Origin of the sequence: Allomuricauda sp. d1 (assembly GCF_039592695.1) — a bacterium.
Lineage (GTDB): Bacteria > Bacteroidota > Bacteroidia > Flavobacteriales > Flavobacteriaceae > Flagellimonas_A.
Window position 1 is genome coordinate 524,620 of the sequence record NZ_JBBUTK010000002.1, and the last position, 18,707, is coordinate 543,326.

At 42.9% G+C, this 18,707-nt stretch carries 20 protein-coding genes and 1 tRNA gene; 16 read left to right on the forward strand and 5 right to left on the reverse strand.

Translation table 11 applies throughout. The annotated features are described in order from the left end of the window. Nucleotides 1-214: 214 nt before the first annotated feature. Entirely contained in the window at nucleotides 215-1,441 is a 1,227-nt protein-coding gene (hutI, locus tag AAAH86_RS09490) for an imidazolonepropionase (protein WP_343487347.1), read from the reverse strand. Next, nucleotides 1,442-3,019, reverse strand: a complete 1,578-nt coding sequence (gene hutH / locus AAAH86_RS09495; protein WP_343487348.1) for a histidine ammonia-lyase — start codon at nucleotides 3,017-3,019, stop codon at nucleotides 1,442-1,444. An 87-nt stretch (nucleotides 3,020-3,106) separates the two neighbouring features. On the opposite strand from hutH, the gene AAAH86_RS09500 reads away from it, so the two are divergent. Beyond that, complete coding sequence (locus AAAH86_RS09500) at nucleotides 3,107-3,664, forward strand: nitroreductase (RefSeq protein ID WP_343487349.1); 558 nt, start codon at nucleotides 3,107-3,109, stop codon at nucleotides 3,662-3,664. A 332-nt stretch (nucleotides 3,665-3,996) separates the two neighbouring features. Here AAAH86_RS09500 and AAAH86_RS09505 read toward each other — a convergent pair whose 3' ends face one another. Then, on the reverse strand, nucleotides 3,997-4,506 hold the full coding sequence (locus AAAH86_RS09505) for a DUF456 domain-containing protein (protein ID WP_343487350.1): 510 nt from the start codon (nucleotides 4,504-4,506) through the stop codon (nucleotides 3,997-3,999). A gap of 208 nt (nucleotides 4,507-4,714) precedes the next feature. Here AAAH86_RS09505 and AAAH86_RS09510 point away from each other — a divergent pair, with 208 nt between their 5' ends. From AAAH86_RS09510 to AAAH86_RS09560, 11 genes are all read left to right on the forward strand, one after another. Next, complete coding sequence (locus tag AAAH86_RS09510; RefSeq protein ID WP_343487351.1) at nucleotides 4,715-5,110, forward strand: hypothetical protein; 396 nt, start codon at nucleotides 4,715-4,717, stop codon at nucleotides 5,108-5,110. Between the two features lies 1 nt (nucleotide 5,111). Further along, nucleotides 5,112-5,672, forward strand: a complete 561-nt coding sequence (ruvC, locus tag AAAH86_RS09515; RefSeq protein ID WP_343487352.1) for a crossover junction endodeoxyribonuclease RuvC — start codon at nucleotides 5,112-5,114, stop codon at nucleotides 5,670-5,672. Between the two features lie 67 nt (nucleotides 5,673-5,739). Next, nucleotides 5,740-6,117, forward strand: coding sequence for a four helix bundle protein (locus AAAH86_RS09520; protein WP_343487353.1), 378 nt, complete (start codon nucleotides 5,740-5,742; stop codon nucleotides 6,115-6,117). Between the two features lie 35 nt (nucleotides 6,118-6,152). Beyond that, complete coding sequence (gene hemW, locus AAAH86_RS09525; protein ID WP_343487354.1) at nucleotides 6,153-7,349, forward strand: radical SAM family heme chaperone HemW; 1,197 nt, start codon at nucleotides 6,153-6,155, stop codon at nucleotides 7,347-7,349. 141 nt (nucleotides 7,350-7,490) lie between these two features. Continuing rightward, a complete protein-coding gene (locus AAAH86_RS09530) occupies nucleotides 7,491-8,243 on the forward strand; it encodes a cyclase family protein (protein ID WP_343487355.1) in 753 nt (250 codons plus the stop codon). 123 nt (nucleotides 8,244-8,366) lie between these two features. Beyond that, on the forward strand, nucleotides 8,367-8,729 hold the full coding sequence (locus tag AAAH86_RS09535; RefSeq protein ID WP_343487356.1) for a DUF4260 domain-containing protein: 363 nt from the start codon (nucleotides 8,367-8,369) through the stop codon (nucleotides 8,727-8,729). After that, a complete protein-coding gene (locus AAAH86_RS09540; RefSeq protein ID WP_343487357.1) occupies nucleotides 8,722-9,357 on the forward strand; it encodes a DUF4230 domain-containing protein in 636 nt (211 codons plus the stop codon). Before AAAH86_RS09535 ends, AAAH86_RS09540 begins: the two co-directional genes overlap by 8 nt. After that, nucleotides 9,354-9,605 (forward strand): hypothetical protein, encoded by a 252-nt coding sequence (locus AAAH86_RS09545; protein WP_343487358.1) that lies wholly within the window; start codon nucleotides 9,354-9,356, stop codon nucleotides 9,603-9,605. The genes AAAH86_RS09540 and AAAH86_RS09545 overlap by 4 nt, the downstream gene beginning before the upstream one ends. Next, nucleotides 9,595-9,768 carry a Dabb family protein gene (locus AAAH86_RS09550; protein WP_343487359.1) on the forward strand — a complete coding sequence of 58 codons (174 nt, stop codon included), beginning with the start codon at nucleotides 9,595-9,597 and terminating at the stop codon, nucleotides 9,766-9,768. The genes AAAH86_RS09545 and AAAH86_RS09550 overlap by 11 nt, the downstream gene beginning before the upstream one ends. A 95-nt stretch (nucleotides 9,769-9,863) precedes the next feature. After that, a complete protein-coding gene (locus AAAH86_RS09555) occupies nucleotides 9,864-10,229 on the forward strand; it encodes an MmcQ/YjbR family DNA-binding protein (protein WP_343487360.1) in 366 nt (121 codons plus the stop codon). 30 nt (nucleotides 10,230-10,259) lie between these two features. Next, nucleotides 10,260-12,029, forward strand: a complete 1,770-nt coding sequence (locus AAAH86_RS09560) for a DNA mismatch repair protein MutS (protein ID WP_343487361.1) — start codon at nucleotides 10,260-10,262, stop codon at nucleotides 12,027-12,029. Nucleotides 12,030-12,038: 9 nt separating this feature from the next. Here AAAH86_RS09560 and AAAH86_RS09565 read toward each other — a convergent pair whose 3' ends face one another. Together AAAH86_RS09565 and AAAH86_RS09570 are read right to left on the reverse strand one after the other, a co-directional pair. Beyond that, complete coding sequence (locus AAAH86_RS09565) at nucleotides 12,039-13,139, reverse strand: DUF4407 domain-containing protein (protein WP_343487362.1); 1,101 nt, start codon at nucleotides 13,137-13,139, stop codon at nucleotides 12,039-12,041. Between the two features lie 90 nt (nucleotides 13,140-13,229). Further along, nucleotides 13,230-14,618 carry a dipeptidase gene (locus AAAH86_RS09570; RefSeq protein WP_343487363.1) on the reverse strand — a complete coding sequence of 463 codons (1,389 nt, stop codon included), beginning with the start codon at nucleotides 14,616-14,618 and terminating at the stop codon, nucleotides 13,230-13,232. Between the two features lie 169 nt (nucleotides 14,619-14,787). On the opposite strand from AAAH86_RS09570, the gene AAAH86_RS09575 reads away from it, so the two are divergent. The 4 genes from AAAH86_RS09575 to AAAH86_RS09590 all read left to right on the forward strand — a co-directional run bounded on the left by AAAH86_RS09575 (nucleotide 14,788) and on the right by AAAH86_RS09590 (nucleotide 18,307). After that, a tRNA-Leu gene (locus tag AAAH86_RS09575) sits at nucleotides 14,788-14,869 on the forward strand. Between the two features lie 383 nt (nucleotides 14,870-15,252). Continuing rightward, nucleotides 15,253-17,040 carry a ParB/RepB/Spo0J family partition protein gene (locus tag AAAH86_RS09580; protein ID WP_343487364.1) on the forward strand — a complete coding sequence of 596 codons (1,788 nt, stop codon included), beginning with the start codon at nucleotides 15,253-15,255 and terminating at the stop codon, nucleotides 17,038-17,040. A 254-nt stretch (nucleotides 17,041-17,294) separates the two neighbouring features. Next, nucleotides 17,295-17,453 carry a hypothetical protein gene (locus tag AAAH86_RS09585; protein ID WP_343487365.1) on the forward strand — a complete coding sequence of 53 codons (159 nt, stop codon included), beginning with the start codon at nucleotides 17,295-17,297 and terminating at the stop codon, nucleotides 17,451-17,453. A 17-nt stretch (nucleotides 17,454-17,470) separates the two neighbouring features. After that, the gene (locus tag AAAH86_RS09590) at nucleotides 17,471-18,307 is read left to right on the forward strand and encodes a DUF932 domain-containing protein (protein WP_343487366.1); all 837 of its coding nucleotides are present in this window, start codon (nucleotides 17,471-17,473) and stop codon (nucleotides 18,305-18,307) included. The last annotated feature ends 400 nt before the right edge of the window (nucleotides 18,308-18,707 follow it).

Sequence of the window (18,707 nt, forward strand, 5' to 3'; positions counted from 1 at the left end):
CCCTTGAGGGGGCTTTAGGGGTGTTTTTTACATCCCCCGTTTTGCTTCGCAAACCGCCCCCTTCAAAGGGGGAGTATCTAGCTTCCCTCTTCAGATGAAGAGGGGTGGTTCCGCCATGGGTGGAATCGGGGAGTTTGATTAATAATAATTCAAACTCTCCACCTTGATTGAAAATCAAGGTACCTCCCTTTTTCTAAAGGGAGGAGCAATTTTTTTATGCTAGCAGACCATTTTTATAAACCATACTGGGCTTCAACTGCCCTTGGTGGTAGGTGATTTCTTGATAATTATCCGTGGGAAAAAGTGTAAAATCCGCTTTCTTCCCGGCTTCCAAAACCCCTCTGTCGTTCAAGTTCAGGGCAGCAGCGGCCCGCTGCGTGATTCCCGCAAGCACTTCGGCATTCGATAATTTTTCAAACGTACCCAGAATGCTCGCTTGTGCCAGCAGATTGCCCATGGGTGCCGAACCTGGATTGTGGTCACTGGCAATGGCCAAACATGCCCCAGCATCCAAAAGTTTTCGGGCGGGGGTGAACGCACAGCCGAGCCCAATAGAGGCTCCCGGCAACGCCGTGGCGACGGTGTTGCTCTTTGCCAAAAGTGCAATTTCTTTATCGGTGCTGGCCTCTAAATGGTCGGCACTGACTGCCCCAACTTCGACCGCAATTTGGCTGCCGCCCGTCGAAAATTGGTCCGCATGTACGGTAATGTCAAAACCCATGGCTTGCGCCTTTTCAAAATAGGGTCGTATCTGCGACGGCGAATATGCACTTTCTTCGACAAATGCATCGATGCGGTGTGCCAAACCTTCTGATTTTAAGACAGGGAATAACTCATTGCCGATTTCTTCCAGATATCCTTTAGCTGTACCTGACCAATCTTTGGGCACCATGTGCGCCGCCAAACAAGTGGCTATCAAATCTTGGGCAGAAGTTTCGTTGGCTTTTTTGATGGCGCGTAACATTTTCAGCTCCTCATCTACCGATAATCCATAACCGCTTTTTACCTCTAGGGTTGTCACCCCATTTTTGAGGTGTCTTTCACATTGCTTCAAAGTGTTTTTGACCAATACTTCTTCAGGAGCTTGGCGGGTTTTCGTCACGGTATCCCATATACCGCCGCCGGCTTTGGCAATTTCCAAGTAGCTCTTTCCGGCATTTCGAAGTGCATAGTCATGGGCACGACTTCCCCCAAAACAGATATGGGTATGGGCATCCACCAATCCGGGCAAGCAAACTGTTGGGTGGTCGATGGATTCAATTTCATCCGCTTCGGATTTTAAACCCCCATAAAGGCCGATTTTCAAGATTTTTCCTTCGGAAACCAGTAATCCCCCATTGTTGATGATGGTCAACTGCTCGTCTTTCAGGGCACCCTTCAATGGCAAACCTGATAGGGGAAGCAATTGTTTGAACGGACCTATGAGGATTTTCTTTGGCATTTATAGTATTTCAAATTCTTCTCCGAACGGGGTGCCCCAAGTAATGTTTTTTTCGTTCATCACGTTTTGTATCAAGTCGATGATGCTTCCCGATTTAATAAGTTCAATCGTCCTTTCGATATCATCGGCAAACACACGGTCTTTGTCTGCAAAGGATACTTTTTCCCGAAGGAATTTATGTACCTCATCCAAAAGAAGTCCCGATTTTAAGGGTTTCCGAAATTCAAAGGCCTGGGCTGCGGTCAAGAGTTCAATGGCCAGAATCTTTTCTACATTTTCAATGACCTGCAGCGCCTTTCGCCCACTGATGGAGCCCATGCTCACATGGTCTTCTTGGCCTAGCGAAGTGGGAATGCTATCGGCACTCGCAGGAAAACAAAGCCCTTTGTTCTCGCTGGCCAAAGCCGCTGAGGTATACTGTAGCATCATATAGCCCGAATTGATGCCCGTGTCTTTCATCAAGAGCTGTGGCACGCCATGGCCCCCTTCCAACGCCAAATAAATTCTTCGGTCTGAAATGTTGCCCAGTTCAGAGGCAGCCAAAGCTGCATAATCCAATGCCATGGCCAAAGGCTGACCGTGGAAATTACCGCCACTGATGGCATTGTTTTCATCAATAATCACAGGATTGTCGGTCACCGAATTCAACTCAACCTCCAACAATTCTTTTAAGTGCAGCCACGTATTTCGAGAGGCACCATGTACCTGTGGCATGCAGCGGAGGGAGTAGGGGTCTTGTACCCGGTCACAGTCGATGTGTTCCTCGAGAATTTCAGAACCTTTCAGCAGCGTTCGAATGCGACCCGCTACATGCTGGTTGCCCTTAAAGGGTCGCAACGCATGCAGTTTTTCATTGAACGGACTGATGGAACCCTGTAGGCCCTCTAACATCATTGCTCCTATGATGTCTGCCTGTTTTAGGCAGTTTTGGAGCTTTATTAATACCCAAACTGCATGGGCCGAGATGAACTGGGTGCCGTTGATAAGGGCGAGACCTTCCTTTGGGCCAAGTTTCAACGGTGAAAGTCCTGTTTTTTCAAACAATGTTTGGGTAGCTATCTCCTTGTTTTGATACCGGACTTTTCCAATGCCAATCAAGGGTAAAAACAAATGGGCAAGCGGGGCCAAATCGCCCGAAGCACCCACGGAACCTTGTGAGGGCACCACAGGAATCGCATCGTTTTCTATATGCCAGATAATGCGCTCAAGGGTCGCCAATTGAATGCCCGAATGCCCTTTGGCCAAGGCGTGAACTTTCAAGATCAACATCAGTTTGGCCAGTTCGGTTGTGATGGGTTCACCGACCCCTACGCTGTGGCTTTGAAGTATGTTGGACTGTAAAATGCGGGTTTCCTCTTTTGAAATGGAGGTGGTACACAACGGCCCAAAACCTGTATTGATGCCATAAACGGGTGCACCACGATCAACCATTTGTTGTACATGGTCGGCACTTTTTTTGATTTTTGCGATGGTTTTGTCCGAAAGCGTAGCTGCAAGCGTGCCATCGGCCAATTGTAGGGCCCTACCCACCGTCAAAAGGTCTTCTCCGTAGTGAAAATGCTTATCGGTTGGCTTCATCAAGAAAACGTTTTCGTAAAGCAAAAATAGCCTTTAAGTTTTAGAATAGGCCTACCTTTAAAGTTGATAACGTAAACCACTGTATGAATGGATATTTTTGACTTGATTCGAAATCGAAGAAGCGTTTTTCCTGCCCAATACAATGATAAGCCCATCGCAAAAAAGGACGTCGAAAAGATTTTGGAAGCCGCGAATTGGGCACCTACCCATAAAAAAACAGAGCCTTGGCGTTTTACCGTGTTGACAGGAGAAGCGAAAGAGAAATTGGGGCTTTTTCTTTCCTACAAGTACATGGCAACCACAGAGAAGCCAAAAAAGATAAAGACCAAAAAATTGATTGAAAACCCAAAAAAGGCCGGAGCGATTATTGTCATCAAAATGCAACGAGACCCAAAGCTGAGTTTGCCTGAATGGGAAGAAGTGGCCGCGGTGGCCATGGCCGTACAGAATATGTGGCTCTGCTGTACACAACTTGGTGTCGGCTGCTATTGGAGTTCCCCCAAACTGATCGAGCACATGGGAGAGTTTTTGGATTTGAAGATGGGTGAGGTATGTCTCGGTTTTTTCTATATGGGGCATTATGATGGGGAGATTCTCGACCAAACCCGAACCCCTATTGAGGAAAAAGTAGAGTGGTTGGATTGAGTTAATCATCTTTTTCCAAGGGGAACGACCAATGCTAAGTGACTCCGGGAAGCTTGTAAATAATCAAATTTCATTATTCATTTTGTCTTGATACAAAACGAATCAAAAAATCAAGAAGATTTTAAGGAAATTTTTATCCCGATATTTCTGGATAAAATCGTTCCAATCTGGCGCTGCATGCTCCTTCCACTTTTGGTGGACGCACTTTCGCTGGATTGTTCACTATTTCTGGAAAATCTTCGGGTTGTTACATTGGAAAATTGACATCATGGCATTGTCCCCTTGAGGGGACAGCCAATCCGCTTTTGGCGGATGGCAGGGGTGTGATAGTCCTAAAAAGGATTTAATTCCGCTGCATATTTTACGGCCACGACAACAAAAAACACCAAATAGGCAGCGGTTAGCACGAATTTGAGAAACGTCCCCGTCAAAAAACCAATAAATGACCCAAATGCAGCCTTCATGGCTGTTTTTTGATCTGCCTTATTGATGAGCTCGCCCACCAAAGCCCCGATAAAGGGCCAGATGATGATTCCGAAAGGTCCGAATATGGGGAAAAAGATGGCGACCAGTAATCCGACAATGGTGCCCCACATGCCTGCTTTGCTTCCTCCAAAACGTTTTGTGCCCGCTGCGGGAATCACATAATCCAATACCGTGACGCCAATGGCAATCACAAAGGTCACGCCCAAAATCCACCAATTGTCAGGTACCGCTTTGGTCAGGTAGAGCAACAGCAGTCCGACCCAACTAATGGGCGGCCCTGGCAGCACAGGCAAGAAACTGCCCAGTATTCCAACGAGCATTAAGAGAAAGCCTAAAACGAGTAGAACAATATCCATTTTGATATTTATAGTTGGACAAATTTAGGGTTGATTTGTTACATGAATAAAATATTTTCAGATAAAGATCATTCAAATGAGAGTTGCCAAAAAGTCGTAATTTCAGCCAAACTTTAGGGCTGTCATGCAGAGGATGTTGTTCTGTTTATTCATTGTGTCTTTTACGTCTTGTGAGTATTTTAAATCCACTCAAAATCAGACCCAACAAATGGTGAATGACGAACTCTTGGCCATTGATTGGAACGATGTAGATCAATATCCCCTTTTTGAAACTTGTGACGAATCCGCAGCGAAAGACCAACAACTCACTTGTTTTCAAGAGCAGATGTACACGAACATGGTTACTACCCTTGAGGGACTTCAATACACCGTGCCACAAGAGTTGAACGACACCGTAAATATTGACTTGCTCATTGATGAGCATGGCTTTATTACTGTGATTGATGTGCATGATTCAGGTGTTGTCGATGAATTGATTCCTGAATTCAGTCAAGAGGTGACACAGCGATTGAATGATGTGACCACAGTGGCACCGGCACTGAAAAGGGGCATTCCTGTGAGCATGAAGTTCAGACTGCCTATAATTTTAAACACTGCAAACTAATTTGGATAGCGAGAAAATTATATTGGGTATTGACCCTGGTACACAGGTCATGGGCTTCGGCTTGATCAAGGTGGTGAAAAAGCAAATGCACTTCATTCAGATGAACGAACTATTGCTTAAAAAATACCCAGACCCCTATACCAAACTGAAACTTATTTTTGAACGCACCTTAGAGCTTATCGATACGTATCACCCTGATGAAATTGCCATAGAGGCCCCTTTTTACGCCAAAAACGTTCAATCAATGTTGAAATTGGGCCGTGCACAGGGGGTTGCGATGGCCGCGGGGCTTTCAAGACAAATTCCCATAACGGAATACATGCCCAAAAAAATAAAGATGGCCATAACAGGCAATGGCAATGCTAGCAAGGAGCAGGTGGCCAAAATGCTACAGGGATTACTTCAACTAAAATCGTTGCCCAAAAATTTGGACAGCACCGATGGGCTGGCCGCTGCGGTTTGTCATTTCTACAATGAAGGTCGGGTTGATGTAGGTAAACGGTATACGGGTTGGGAGGCCTACGTACGCTCCAATACTGACCGTGTGGATGGGGATGTTTAGGTTTATTCTATTGTTGAAAGGGAGCAGTTTACAGTGAACGGTAAATAGTGAACAGTAAATAGTTGGTATGAAGTTTTACGAGTTGTTGGCTTACCAAAAGTCTTTTGATTTAGGGATGGAAATTTTTGAGATGACCAAATCTTTTCCCAAAGAAGAAATATATTCGTTGACAGACCAAATCAGGCGTTCTTCGCGGAGTGTTTCAGGAAACGTTGCGGAAGCGTATGTAAAAAGAAGATACCCCAGACATTTCATCAGTAAGTTGACCGATAGTGATGGGGAAAACCTAGAAACACAAAACTGGCTCAGATACTCTTTTGCTTGTGATTACATTGAAGAAACACTTTTTAAAAATTTAATTTCTAGAAGTGAAGAGGTTGGCAAATTGATTCATTATATGATTAACAATCCTGGTAAGTTTGGTTCAAAAGAAAACTACAACTGAATACTGTTCACTAAAAACTGTTTACCTTCAAGAGCATGAGTGGCATCTACATCCACATCCCTTTTTGCAAACAAGCCTGTCATTACTGCGATTTTCACTTTTCAACGAATCTGAAAAAAAAGAAGGAGCTAGTCGATTGTCTGGTTAGAGAAATTGAATTTCGCAAAGAAGAGCTCAAAGGTGATCAGATTGAAACCATTTATTTTGGTGGTGGCACCCCAAGTGTATTGACCATTGACGAATTACGATTTTTGATTTCAACGATTTTTGAAAATTATGAGGTGGTTGAAACTCCTGAAATCACGCTCGAGGCCAATCCTGATGATTTGATATCGCTTCAAGATGTCAGCTGTCACACTGAGCGCAGTCGAAGTGCAATCGAAGAGGCATCGGGAACTATCTTTGAGAACTATCAAAATATAGGAATCAACCGTCTCAGCATCGGCATACAATCTTTTTTTGAGGAGGATTTACAGCTGATGAACCGCGCCCATGATTTCCGCGAAGCGGAAAAATGTATCCGCGAAGCGAAAAACCACTTTCAGAACATTTCCATTGACTTGATTTATTGTATTCCGGGGATGGATGACGACCGCTGGAGGGCCAATATCGAAAGAGCCCTGTCGTTTGATATTCCCCATATTTCAAGCTATGCACTGACAGTTGAACCCAAAACTGCTCTTGCTGCTTTTATAAAAAAGGGGATGGTGCAAGATGTGGATGATGAACAGGCCGAACGGCAATTCCATATTTTGCAGGAAATCTTGGAAGGAGCGGGATTTATACATTATGAAACCTCCAATTTTGGAAAACCCAGCTATTTCTCAAAAAACAATACGGCCTATTGGCAGGGCAAGAAGTACATAGGCATTGGGCCTTCGGCACATTCTTTTGATGGCGAAAAAAGGGGTTGGAATGTTCGGAACAATCAAAAATATATTACTGCAATTCAAAGCGGGCAAGTACCGATTGAGTATGAAGAACTCTCAAAAACCGACCGCTACAATGAATATGTCATGACGGGTTTGCGTACCATTTGGGGAGTGTCGCTTTCAAAAATTGAGAATGATTTTGGCTCGAAGTATCGCGAATATCTTGAAATGCAATCCCAAAATCATATTGCCAAAAGTTTACTTTTTTGGGATGGTGATACGCTTCTGGCGACCAAAAAGGGGAAGTTTTTGGTAGATGGAATCGCCTCAGACCTATTTATGGTAAATTTGAAAAAATAACAGCTCCTCCCCTCAGATGAGGGGAGGTGGCTCTCGCCAAAGGTGAGAGACGGAGGGGTTTGAAAACAACCCACCCCGTCCCGACCAAATGTCGGGACACCCCGACCAAGGAGGGGAATTGCACCATTAAAAAGTTGAATATTGCAAGCAACTATCAAATATAACAACGGGCTGTACACCATCGATTTATCAAAACCACTTGATATTTCAATTCCGATTCGTGGCGGTGAAAACAATGTGAACGCTTGGTACGTTGATCCTGCTAAGATAGCTCCGCATCGAGACGGTGATTTTATCGGGAAGGTTTCCGAAGGTGCTTCCACCAATTTCAATGATATTTGGTTCAATCCGCATGCACACGGTACTCATACAGAATGTGTGGGACACATTACCAAGACCTTCCATTCCATCAATCAAAACTTGAATAATTTTTTCTTTGCGGCCGAATTGCTTACCCTTGCTCCTGAAAAGAAAGGGGAAGACTTTGTGATTTCAAAAAAGCAGCTGCAATATGTTTTGGGCGGGGGCACTAGGGACGCGGTCATTATACGCACCCTGCCGAACACGAAAGCCAAATTGTCAAGGCAGTATTCACACACCAATCCCCCATACCTACTTGAGGAAGCTGCACAATTTTTGGCCGAAAAGGGTGTGGGGCACTTATTGATTGACCTGCCATCTGTTGATAAGGAAAAAGACAACGGCGAACTACTTTCCCATAAGGCATTTTGGAATGTTGGCGGTGTCATCAGAAAACATGCCACCATCACTGAGCTGGTCTATGTTCGCAACACTATTGCTGATGGAAAATATTTTTTGAATCTACAGGTAGCCCCGTTTGAAAATGATGCGGCACCCAGCCGTCCGGTGTTGTATAAAGCAATTGAAACATGAAATGGGCATAAACAAATTTCATCATTTATAACCGCAGATATGATTAAATTTTTTATGCGAATTACTGAATGTGCAAAAATTTTTAGTTTCTTCATTTTCAGCAAACTATAAAATTTTAAACAGATGAAAACGATTTTAAAATTGGAAGAGTTGGCGTTGTTTGTATTGGGCTTCTTTTTGTTTATGAAAATGGATGTATCATGGTGGTGGTTCTTTGCACTGCTTTTAACGCCCGACATTGGCATGCTGGGCTATGCGTTTGGCAACAAAGTCGGGGCATTCACCTACAACCTTTTTCACCACCGGGGAGTGGCAATAATGCTATACCTTGCGGGAATCAGTGTTTTAAACCTTCCTGCTTTGGAATTGATAGGGATCATCATTTTTTCACACGCTGCCATGGACCGTATTTTTGGTTACGGACTCAAGTATGAAAAAGGATTTAAATTTACCCATTTGGGAGAAATAGGAAACAACAATGGATAGTGCGATAGAAGCTTTCTTGGGCTTGATTCTGGGGGCCATTCTCATGTATTGGCTCTATTCCCTTTTTAATCGTAAAAAGCGGAGAGAACTAGTTGAGCACCAGTCTGTGGTGATTTTGGATAAAATCAAAAGCGTCTGCAAGCTGGTTTCAGTGGAAGGTGATTTCGCTGAGATTTATCGCTATGAGAATACCAAAGAGAGTTTCTTTAATATGCTCAAGGATAAAAAGAAAGCTTTGATTGTCATCAATGCAAAGGCACAAATTGGTTACGACCTGAAAAAGCTGAGGTTGGAAGCCGACAATGAAAACAAAAAAATCATCCTCTCAGAATTTCCACAACCTGAGGTACTTTCCATTGAGCCTGATTTACAGTTTTACGACATCAAAAGTGGTATTTTCAATACGTTCTCGCCTGACGACCTAACGCAATTGAACCAAAAGGCAAAAGAGCACATCCGTGAGAAAATTCCAGAGAGTGGTCTTATAGATACCGCCAAAAAGGAAGCCTTGCAAGCCGTGCTTTTGATTGAGAAGATAGTGGAGACCATCGGCTGGAAATTGGATTATTCAGCATTGGAGATTTCGAATCGAGAAAAACAATTCATAGAAACTGACACCCAACCATGAAGAGACTATTTTTGACCCTGACTTTGGTTTTGACCGCAAACACGATTATGGCACAAGCCGAAAATGACATGAAAACCTTTGATTCCAACTTTGCCCATGTGGTCTATTTCTGGTTTAACGACCCAGATGATGAAGAGGGGCGACAACGTTTTGAAACTTCGCTCAACAAATTCTTGAACAATTCCAACTTTGCCAAGACCAATTTTGTGGGTACGCCCCCCAAAGGCGGTACGCGATGTGGTCGATGATTCATTTACCTACAACCTGATAGTTACTTTTGAATCCGCTGAGGCCCAAGAGGGCTACCAGAATGAAGCGGCACATTTGGCCTTTATCGAAGAATGCAATGACCTATGGAAAAAAGTGATTGTTTATGATGCAACAGGAATTCCCCCCTTGAGGGGGGAGTAAGGGAGGTGTGAAAATGTGAAGAGATAAATTTACACCTCCCTCTATCCCTCCTTTTTAGAAGGGAAGCTATAAACCTTATTTTCATAATAGTCAAAATGAACATCGAAGAATTTCGTGAATACTGTATATCAAAAAAAGGAGTGGAAGAAACCTTCCCCTTTGATGAACATACCTTGGTCTTTAAGGTGATGGGAAAAATGTTTGCATTGGTCGCCCTTGAACGGCTGCCCCCACAAGCCAATTTGAAATGCGACCCAGAAAGGGCCATAGAACTTCGCGAGGAACATGACGGAACCATAATCCCCGGCTACCACATGAGCAAAAAACATTGGAACACCCTGTTTTTAGAACACCTTTCTCCAAAATTGATACTCGAATTGATTGACCATTCGTATGATTTGGTGGTATCAAAACTTCCGAAGAAATTAAAGGAAGAACTCGACAGCTTACCTGAAGTCTGAGGTTTACCTTTGCCATATCCATTACAGCACATGCAAAAGCTTTTTGATTTTTATCAGGATAAAATTGGGCAGTACACAGAAAAGGCCGAAAAAGTACAGCGCTATTTGAAGGTGCTTTCCTTTTCACGTTTGGGGCTGTTTGTCATCATGTTATTGTTGGTCTACCTGCTTCGCAATGAAGTGAAAGTCGCCTCAGTGGTTGCAGTGCTGTGCGTCGTTCTTTTTTTGGTTTTGGTAAGCCATTATGAAAATGTCAAGACCAAATATCGGCTGCTGCATGCCTTGGTCAAAATCAATACCACGGAAACAAAAGTTTTGCGGCACGAATTTTCCGATTTGTCACCGGGAAGTGAATATACCGATGCTCGACACGCCTACAGTGAAGATCTTGATTTGTTCGGCCAAGGTTCTTTTTTTCAATACCTGAACCGTACCGTACTTCATGAAGGGCAAGGTGAACTTGCACAAAGGTTGACGGCCAATGATATCGATGCTATTACGGCAAAGCAGGAAACGATTGACGAATTGGCCCAAATGCCCGAATGGCGGCAAGACTTTACAGCAAAGGCCATGTTGGTTCAACAAAAAGTGCGGATAGCCGAGATTACCGATTGGCTGAGCGGTTATGAACCTTTCGTGCCCAAATCAATGCGGTTTCTGCCATGGTTGTTTTTGATGCTCACCGTTTTTGTGGGGATTATGGTTTTTAAGGGTGGATGGCCAGAAAGTGTTTTGGTTTTTTCCGTTTTATTGGGTCTGGGCATCACGGGCCGCTATTTTAGGCGAATCATGCAATTGGCAACTAGGGCTGACACGTTAAAGGCCATTTTCAAGGAATATGGAAAGTTGCTCACCATGATAGAGCAAACTGATTTCAAGGCTGCCCAGCTACGCTTTCACAAGCAAAAATTGTTGAAGGATACCCTTGAAGCTTCCGAGACCATAGAAAAGTTTTATCGCCTGCTCAATACGATGGACTATAACAATAATTTCATCTATGCCATTTTGGGCAATGGTTGCTTTCTCGGGGCTTTGCATACGGCGTATCAGATTGAAAAATGGATTTCACGGCACAAAAACGACGTTGCCGAATGGTTTGGAGTCATCGCTCTTTTTGATGCCTATAATTCATTGGGCAATTTCTCATTCAACCATCCGCTGTACAGTTATCCCATAGTGCAAGAAAGTAACAAGGTGTTGGTCTGCGAAGGCATGGGGCATCCTTTGATTCCGCAGGATAAAAATGTGCTGAATGATTTTAGCATTGACCAAAAGGCGTTCTTTATCATCACGGGCTCGAACATGGCCGGCAAAAGCACCTTTCTGCGCAGTGCAGGCCTCATGGTGGTCATGGCCAATATCGGCTTGCCCGTTTGTGCGACGCAGTGTCTGTATTCACCCATTAAACTGGTCACCAGTATGCGCAGCATTGATTCGTTGAGCAAAGGGGATTCCTATTTTCTCTCGGAACTCAAACGGCTTAAAATGGTCATAGAACATCTTGAAAAAGAGCATTATTTTGTGGTGTTGGATGAAATTTTGAAAGGCACCAACAGTACTGACAAGGCTGAGGGGTCCAAACGGTTTTTAAGGCGATTGGTGGGAGCAGGTGCCACAGGGCTTATTGCTACCCATGACCTAAGCCTTTGTACGGTTGCAGAACAGTTGCCCCAAATACAGAATTATTATTTGGATGCCACTATAAAAGACGACGAACTGTATTTTGATTACCGCTTGAAAATAGGAGTCAGCAAAACGATGAATGCCTCATTTTTGCTTGAAAAGATGAAATTGGTCTAGCAGTTAACTTTAAAGTCCTTTGGTCTGTACTTTGTGAAAGCTATCGGCCTGTAGTTTGAGCAGTTCTTCCGCTTTCTGTTTTTTGTAGTTGTACAGTTCTTCTTCTGATTTGATGTCGGCATAGACTTCATCGTTGATGGCCGCTTCAGTGGAAAGCACCAACTTGCGCTGTTTTACCTTTTGGGTGACCCATGTGGCGACAACACTCTCTTGCTCCTCAAACTTAAAATCATATTCCCCTTTTGGTGCCAATAATTTGGCGATGATGGGTGCTGTTTCGATGGCCAGAAAGAGCAAGAATATAAAAAATGATGGAAACCAAGGCAATTTGCCCAAGGCATTGATACGGGCCATGAGTCCGTCAAAGCCATCAATGATGGGTTGCGAATTGGCGACGACTTTTTCATAGTCATTGTTCAATGTTGCAATTTGATTTTCAATGGCCGCTATCTTTTCACCATTGGTTTGTTTTAACTGTTGCAGCTCGGCCAAGTAGGCGTCATGTTTTTCCCGCTTTTCTTTGTAGACGGGCCCTTTTCCTAAAATGCCAGTGCCCGCAGTACCCTCGGCCTCAGAAATGTAGGTGTCGTAAAGCGCATTGGTTTCCGCTTCCTTTGTGGCAACCTCGCCTTTCAACGCAGCAATATCTTGGTTGAGGCTTTCAATGGTCGGAGTGTACTGTAACGCCAGTTGTTCTTTATTGGCCAAGGTCATTGCATTTTTTTCTTCCAACAACACTTGGTTGATTTCCTTTTCAAAGATTTTCATCTCCAAGGGTTTTGAAATGACCACGGCGATTATGATGGCCAAAATGATGCGGGGTGTGGCTTGGGCGATTTCACTCCATTTGCTGTCCCTTTTTCTGATGGTCGAAACGATATACCTGTCGAGATTAAAAATGAGCAGTCCCCAAATCAACCCAAAGAAAATAGCGGTATATACATTGTCAAAGACGGTGTACAAGGCATAGCCACTGGCGATAAAGGCCATAACGGCAGTAAAGAAAACAGTGGCACCAATACCTGCGTATTTGTTGCGTTCTCCGTTTGAACAAGTTTCTAAGATTTGGGTGTCGGCTCCTGAACAGAAGATAAAAAAGCGTTGTAACATGATAGTGCCCGTTTAGGTTTGATAGACTATTAGAACGCAAGTATTTATGATTTGTTACACAAAAAAGCCCTGAAATCAGGGCTTTAACGCTTATTTAGAAAGTTCTGTAAAATATTTATAAAAATAAGGGATGGTCTCAATGCCTTTTAAATAGTTCCAAATGCCAAAGTGTTCGTTGGGGGAATGAATGGCATCACTGTCTAGCCCGAAGCCCATTAAAATGGTTTTGCTGCCCAAAACCTGTTCGAAAAGGGCCACTATGGGAATACTTCCCCCAGTGCGCTCAGGAATGGCTGTTTTGCCAAAAGTGGTTTCATAAGCCTTGGCCGCTGCCCGATAACCAGTGCTGTCGATATTGGTGACATAGGGCAATCCACCATGATGGGGAGCAACCTTAACCCTGACGCCTTTTGGGGCAATCGATTCAAAATGTTTCTTGAACAGTTCGGTAATCTCATCGGGGTCTTGATGAGGCACCAGCCGCATGGAAATCTTGGCGTATGCTTTGCTGGCAATTACTGTTTTAGCCCCTTCACCCGTGTAACCGCCCCAAATTCCGTTTACATCCAAGGTAGGTCGGATAGAGTAGCGTTCTGGGGTAGTATATCCCTTTTCGCCATATACCGCATCAATATCAAGATGGGCTTTGTATTCTTCAATGTCAAACGGGGCTTTGGCCATTTCAGCACGCTCCGCATCGGAAACTTCCTCCACCTTATCATAAAACCCTGGAATGGTGATATGGTTGTTTTCATCATGCAGGGAGGCTATCATTTTCGAAAGTACATTAATCGGATTGGGAACAGCACCACCATAGATGCCCGAATGCAGGTCGCGGTTTGGGCCGATAACTTCGACTTCAACATAGCTCAATCCTCTCAGGCCGGTAGTAATCGAAGGCACATCTTTGGCCATCATACCCGTATCGGAAATCAGGATGATATCATTGGCCAGTTTTTTATGATTCTCTTTTAGGAAATCTTCCAAACTGTCACTGCCCACTTCTTCCTCACCTTCGATCATAAACTTGACGTTACACGGCAGCTGGTTGGTCTTGACCATAAATTCAACCGCTTTTACGTGCATGTACATTTGGCCCTTGTCATCACAGGCACCACGGGCAAAAATGGCCCCCTCAGGATGGATTTTCGTCTTTTTGATGACGGGTTCAAAAGGAGGCGAATCCCATAAATCCATAGGGTCTGGCGGTTGTACGTCGTAGTGACCATATACCAGAACCGTTGGCAGGTTTGGGTCGATTATTTTTTCGCCGTAGACGACGGGGTATCCTTTGGTCTCACAGATTTCAGTAACATCACAACCTGCTTTCTTCAAGGATTTTTTCACCAATTTGGCCGTTTCGGTAACATCTTCCTTATAGGCTGAATCGGCACTTATCGAAGGTTTTTTTAATAGTTCAATAAGCTCGTTGATAAAGCGGTCGTTATGGTCGGCGATATAATTTTTTATGTTTTTCATAGAGGGTATAAGTGTGAAGGCTAAAGTACGAAAAGAACTTTTTGAATATGGCTGCTTTGACTGTTGAAAAATTGAAGTATATTTGCGCTCCCTAAGCGGATGTGGTGGAACTGGTAGACACGCTAGACTTAGGATTTAACCAAATAAAAAGTGTTAATTTGCACTTTATGCGGGTGTGGTGGAATTGGTAGACACGTCAGACTTAGGATCTGATGCCGCAAGGTGTGGGGGTTCGAGTCCCTTCACCCGCACTAAAAGCCGAAGAGAAATCTTCGGCTTTTTTATTTCAAAATTTTGCCGAAAAAAGACACGGGTACAACATAGGTACAACATTTGGTCTATTTTCAGGATAAACTTTGATTTACTGCCATATAATTCTATTTGATATTAACCACTATGTCAATCAATATAAATTCATAGAATTTAGGTTTTCTCGACTCTTGTTCTTCGATTGAGAGTTTATTATCATACAATATTCCCGAAAGTTAAACTCGTAAAATACTTCCATCAAAAGACTACGGCATAAAGCCATCGCTTCTGCCCCTACTCATTTATTCCGTTTCCTTTTGAGCCAAGATTTTATCTTCCGTTTGGTTCACTGCTCAAATATTGTTTAATCTAAAATTTGAGTATTATGACAACAAAAGCGAGTACCAAAAGAAACCGTAGAAGTACAACGACTACTGCGAAGAAAGAATTGAACGGGAAGAAAGTCCCGACACTTCAAATCGAGAACCTTCCCATCGGCAGAATCAAGCCTGACCCCAAGCAACCGAGAAAGACCTTTGATGAGAAACAGCTACAACAGCTCTCGGATAGTATCAAAGAATTTGGTGTGCTACAACCGATAACGGTTCGGAAATCTGAAAAGGACTTTATCATCGTAATGGGCGAACGAAGATTTCGCGCAAGCAAATTGGCGAACAAGAAAACGATTCCCGGCATTGTAAGAACCTACGAAAATGATGACGTACTGGAAGTTCAAATTATCGAAAACCTACAACGAAAGGACGTAGAACCTACCGAAGAAGCCGAAGCAATAGCTTATCTGAGCAATAAGTATGCGCCTTCTGAAATCGCAAAGCGTTTGGGAAGAACGGACAATTTCATTAGACAACGTTTGAAGTTGGCTGGATTGATTGACGGTTTCAAACATTTTGTACGCAGTGGCGAAATGACCATTTCTTTAGGTGTCGGTGTGGCACTTTTTGAACCAGAAGAGCAGCAGATGATGCTGGAAACGATGGGCGAAGAATTCAACGCACATCAGATAAACCGTATGATAAACAACCGAACCTACGACTTGGAAAAAGCACCCTTTGATGTTGCAGATAAGACATTGGTGGCTAAAGCGGGTTCCTGTGTGGAATGTCCATTAAATGCGGCCAATCAAGGTAATCTGTTTGGTGAAGGCAAAATGGTCTGTACGAAGTCAGCCTGTTTTGAAACGAAAAAAACCAAATCGTTCTTGAACCTGATTGAAAAATCTAAGAAAGACAACATACTGCTCATTCCTCAAATACGACAGTATTGGGCAGATGAAGAAAAAAATCAACTGGTCATTTCACAACTTGAAAATAATGGGTTGAAAGTCTATTTGCTGGATGATGTTGAAATTATTGAGACACCCATCGAGCCGACAATGGATGCCATTAAGATTGAATACCAACATTATGATTATTCTGAGGATGAATTGAAAGCAGAATTGGACGAAGCCATACAGAGCTATAAAGAAGACCTGGAAACTTACAATTCAGCAGAAAAGAACGGTTTTGTAAATGGTATCGTCTTCCATCCCGAAACGTATCAAAACAAAAATGTTTTCGTAAAAGTGATTGAGAAATCGAAGAAAGTTTCTACAGACTATTCTGCACCATTGGCCAACAGAAAAATGGCAGATTGTACACCGGAAGAACAAATCATCAAAATCAATGAACGTGAAATCCGTAAGAAGCAAATTGAGAACAACAAGCAGTTTGAGGAAGTGGTGCAGATGATTCGTGAGACGGATTATATCGATACCAAAAAAACACTTTCGGTAGATGAGATGGTTGCTTTTTCCATTTCGCTGTTTGAGAACAATGTAGATTACATAGCACAGCAAAAGTTTTTTTCAAAACTCTTAGGTGATACATCAAAAATGACCAGAGTAGAAACCGTAGCGCATTTCAAGAAGAATTTCAAAAAAGAAATTTTCCATAAGTTGATTCGCTATATCCTCACGAGGCAAGTCCATTTTGGCGAAAGTAATCACGTCAATAATCTCACCAACATTTCATTCTACAATGCGATGCAGGGATATTACAAATCCAAAATTGCAGACATTGAGAAGAACTATGCTGAGAAACGAAACAAGCGTGAAGCACGTTTGAAAGAGCGCATCTCGGTTCTTAAAAAGAAAATTCAGGAACTCAACGATTAGCTTTTGTTGTTTGAAGAAGGATCGGCATTCGTGTCGGCCCTTTTTCTTTTTATAATAACCCTGAAAGAGTTTTAAAAAAAACCATCAATCAATATCGGCGCAAAGATAAACTCGTAAAATACACCCATCAAAAGACTACGGCATAAAGCCGTTGCGCGCATCCCATTTCTCATTTATTCCGTTTCCTTTTGAGCTGTGATTTTAGCTTCCGTTTTGGTGATGCTTAAATATTGTTTAACTAAAATTTCAGCATTATGAAAGACGCAACAAAAGCAAAGATTTCGGTCAAAGAAGCCGAAGCACATTATGAATCTAGTAGAGCAAACTACACGATTGAAGGTGCCGAAAGCCATCTCGCCTATTACCGAGAAAAACATCCAGAGTATTATGCTCTGTTATCACAAAATGTTTAACCAAAAATTAAAAAGCTATGTATTTACAAAATTTGCAACAAGATGAGATTTTCGTTTCCAATGAAATGAAATCCCTAAAAAGTCTGACCCAGATGGAATCCCGTCGTGGGCTTGAAAATGCCATTATCTCAAATGGGAAGATTGTAAATGTGGTATCGAACAGTTACGGCCACATTCCGAATCAACTCTTCTTCAAGAAAGCCGAAGAAATGTTGATTGATGCCGGACTGAACTATCATAAGCGAACCATCAACAAAAACGATAGGTCATTTATCACCGATTTTATCATTGATGATAAAAGCCAATTCACGGTCAAAAATGACAACGACTTGATTCTTCCGATGCTTCGGTTCAAGAATTCCTATGACGGAAGCGAAAAGACCTCTGGCCATTTCGGGTTCTATCGAAAAGTATGTTCCAATGGTCTTCACGTCTCACAGGCCGAAATCGAGTTTTCGATTAAGCACAGCAGAAACAATACAGACTTTATAATGCCAAGGTTGAACAATCTTTTCGATAAATTCTTGGATAACGAGTTCTACACCATTACCAAGAAATTCGACAAGATGAAGGAATTCAAAATCATCGATACCAAGGAATTTGTAAAAGCGATTCTTGACAGAACAAAACTGTTTCGCTATGAATGTAGCGACAAGAACAGCGACCCATCAAAAAAGTCACGAGAGGTTCTGGAAATCCTTAATTACGAAGCCATTTTACTTGACGAAGAACCAAATCTCTGGTTAGGTTACAATGCCTTCAATTCGGTCCTGCACAATGTCCTCAAAAAGAGCTTCGGTCAACAAGAACGGTTGGATAAGAAATTGTTCGGTGAAATCTATGCAATGGCTTAAAGCCAAAAAAGGTTTATCCAGTACCTTAAACTGGATTTTCGACTATTACAAATCCCTACCATCAATACCGCTCAGCACATTTCCCTACATTCCGTTGCACTTCATTCCGGGAAAAGAGCTTCACTACAACTATCTTGGACACAATCCCCAATTTCAGCTTTCCATTCCGCTAACCCTTCCCGCTTAGGCTGGGAAGGAACACTACATTCCTGAGCCAAAATTGTGGATTAAGTCCGCTTTACCAAGTCGGAAGGACAGCACCTCGATTTTCTTAACAGAATTTACGGCAAGAACTTCTTGAGCCCTTGCTCGAAAATTCTTAAAAACCAAGGCACTGTCCCACACATTTTAAGGGGTTTATAATGGATGAAGCCTTGAATGTTTTTCGGGGCATCGAAAA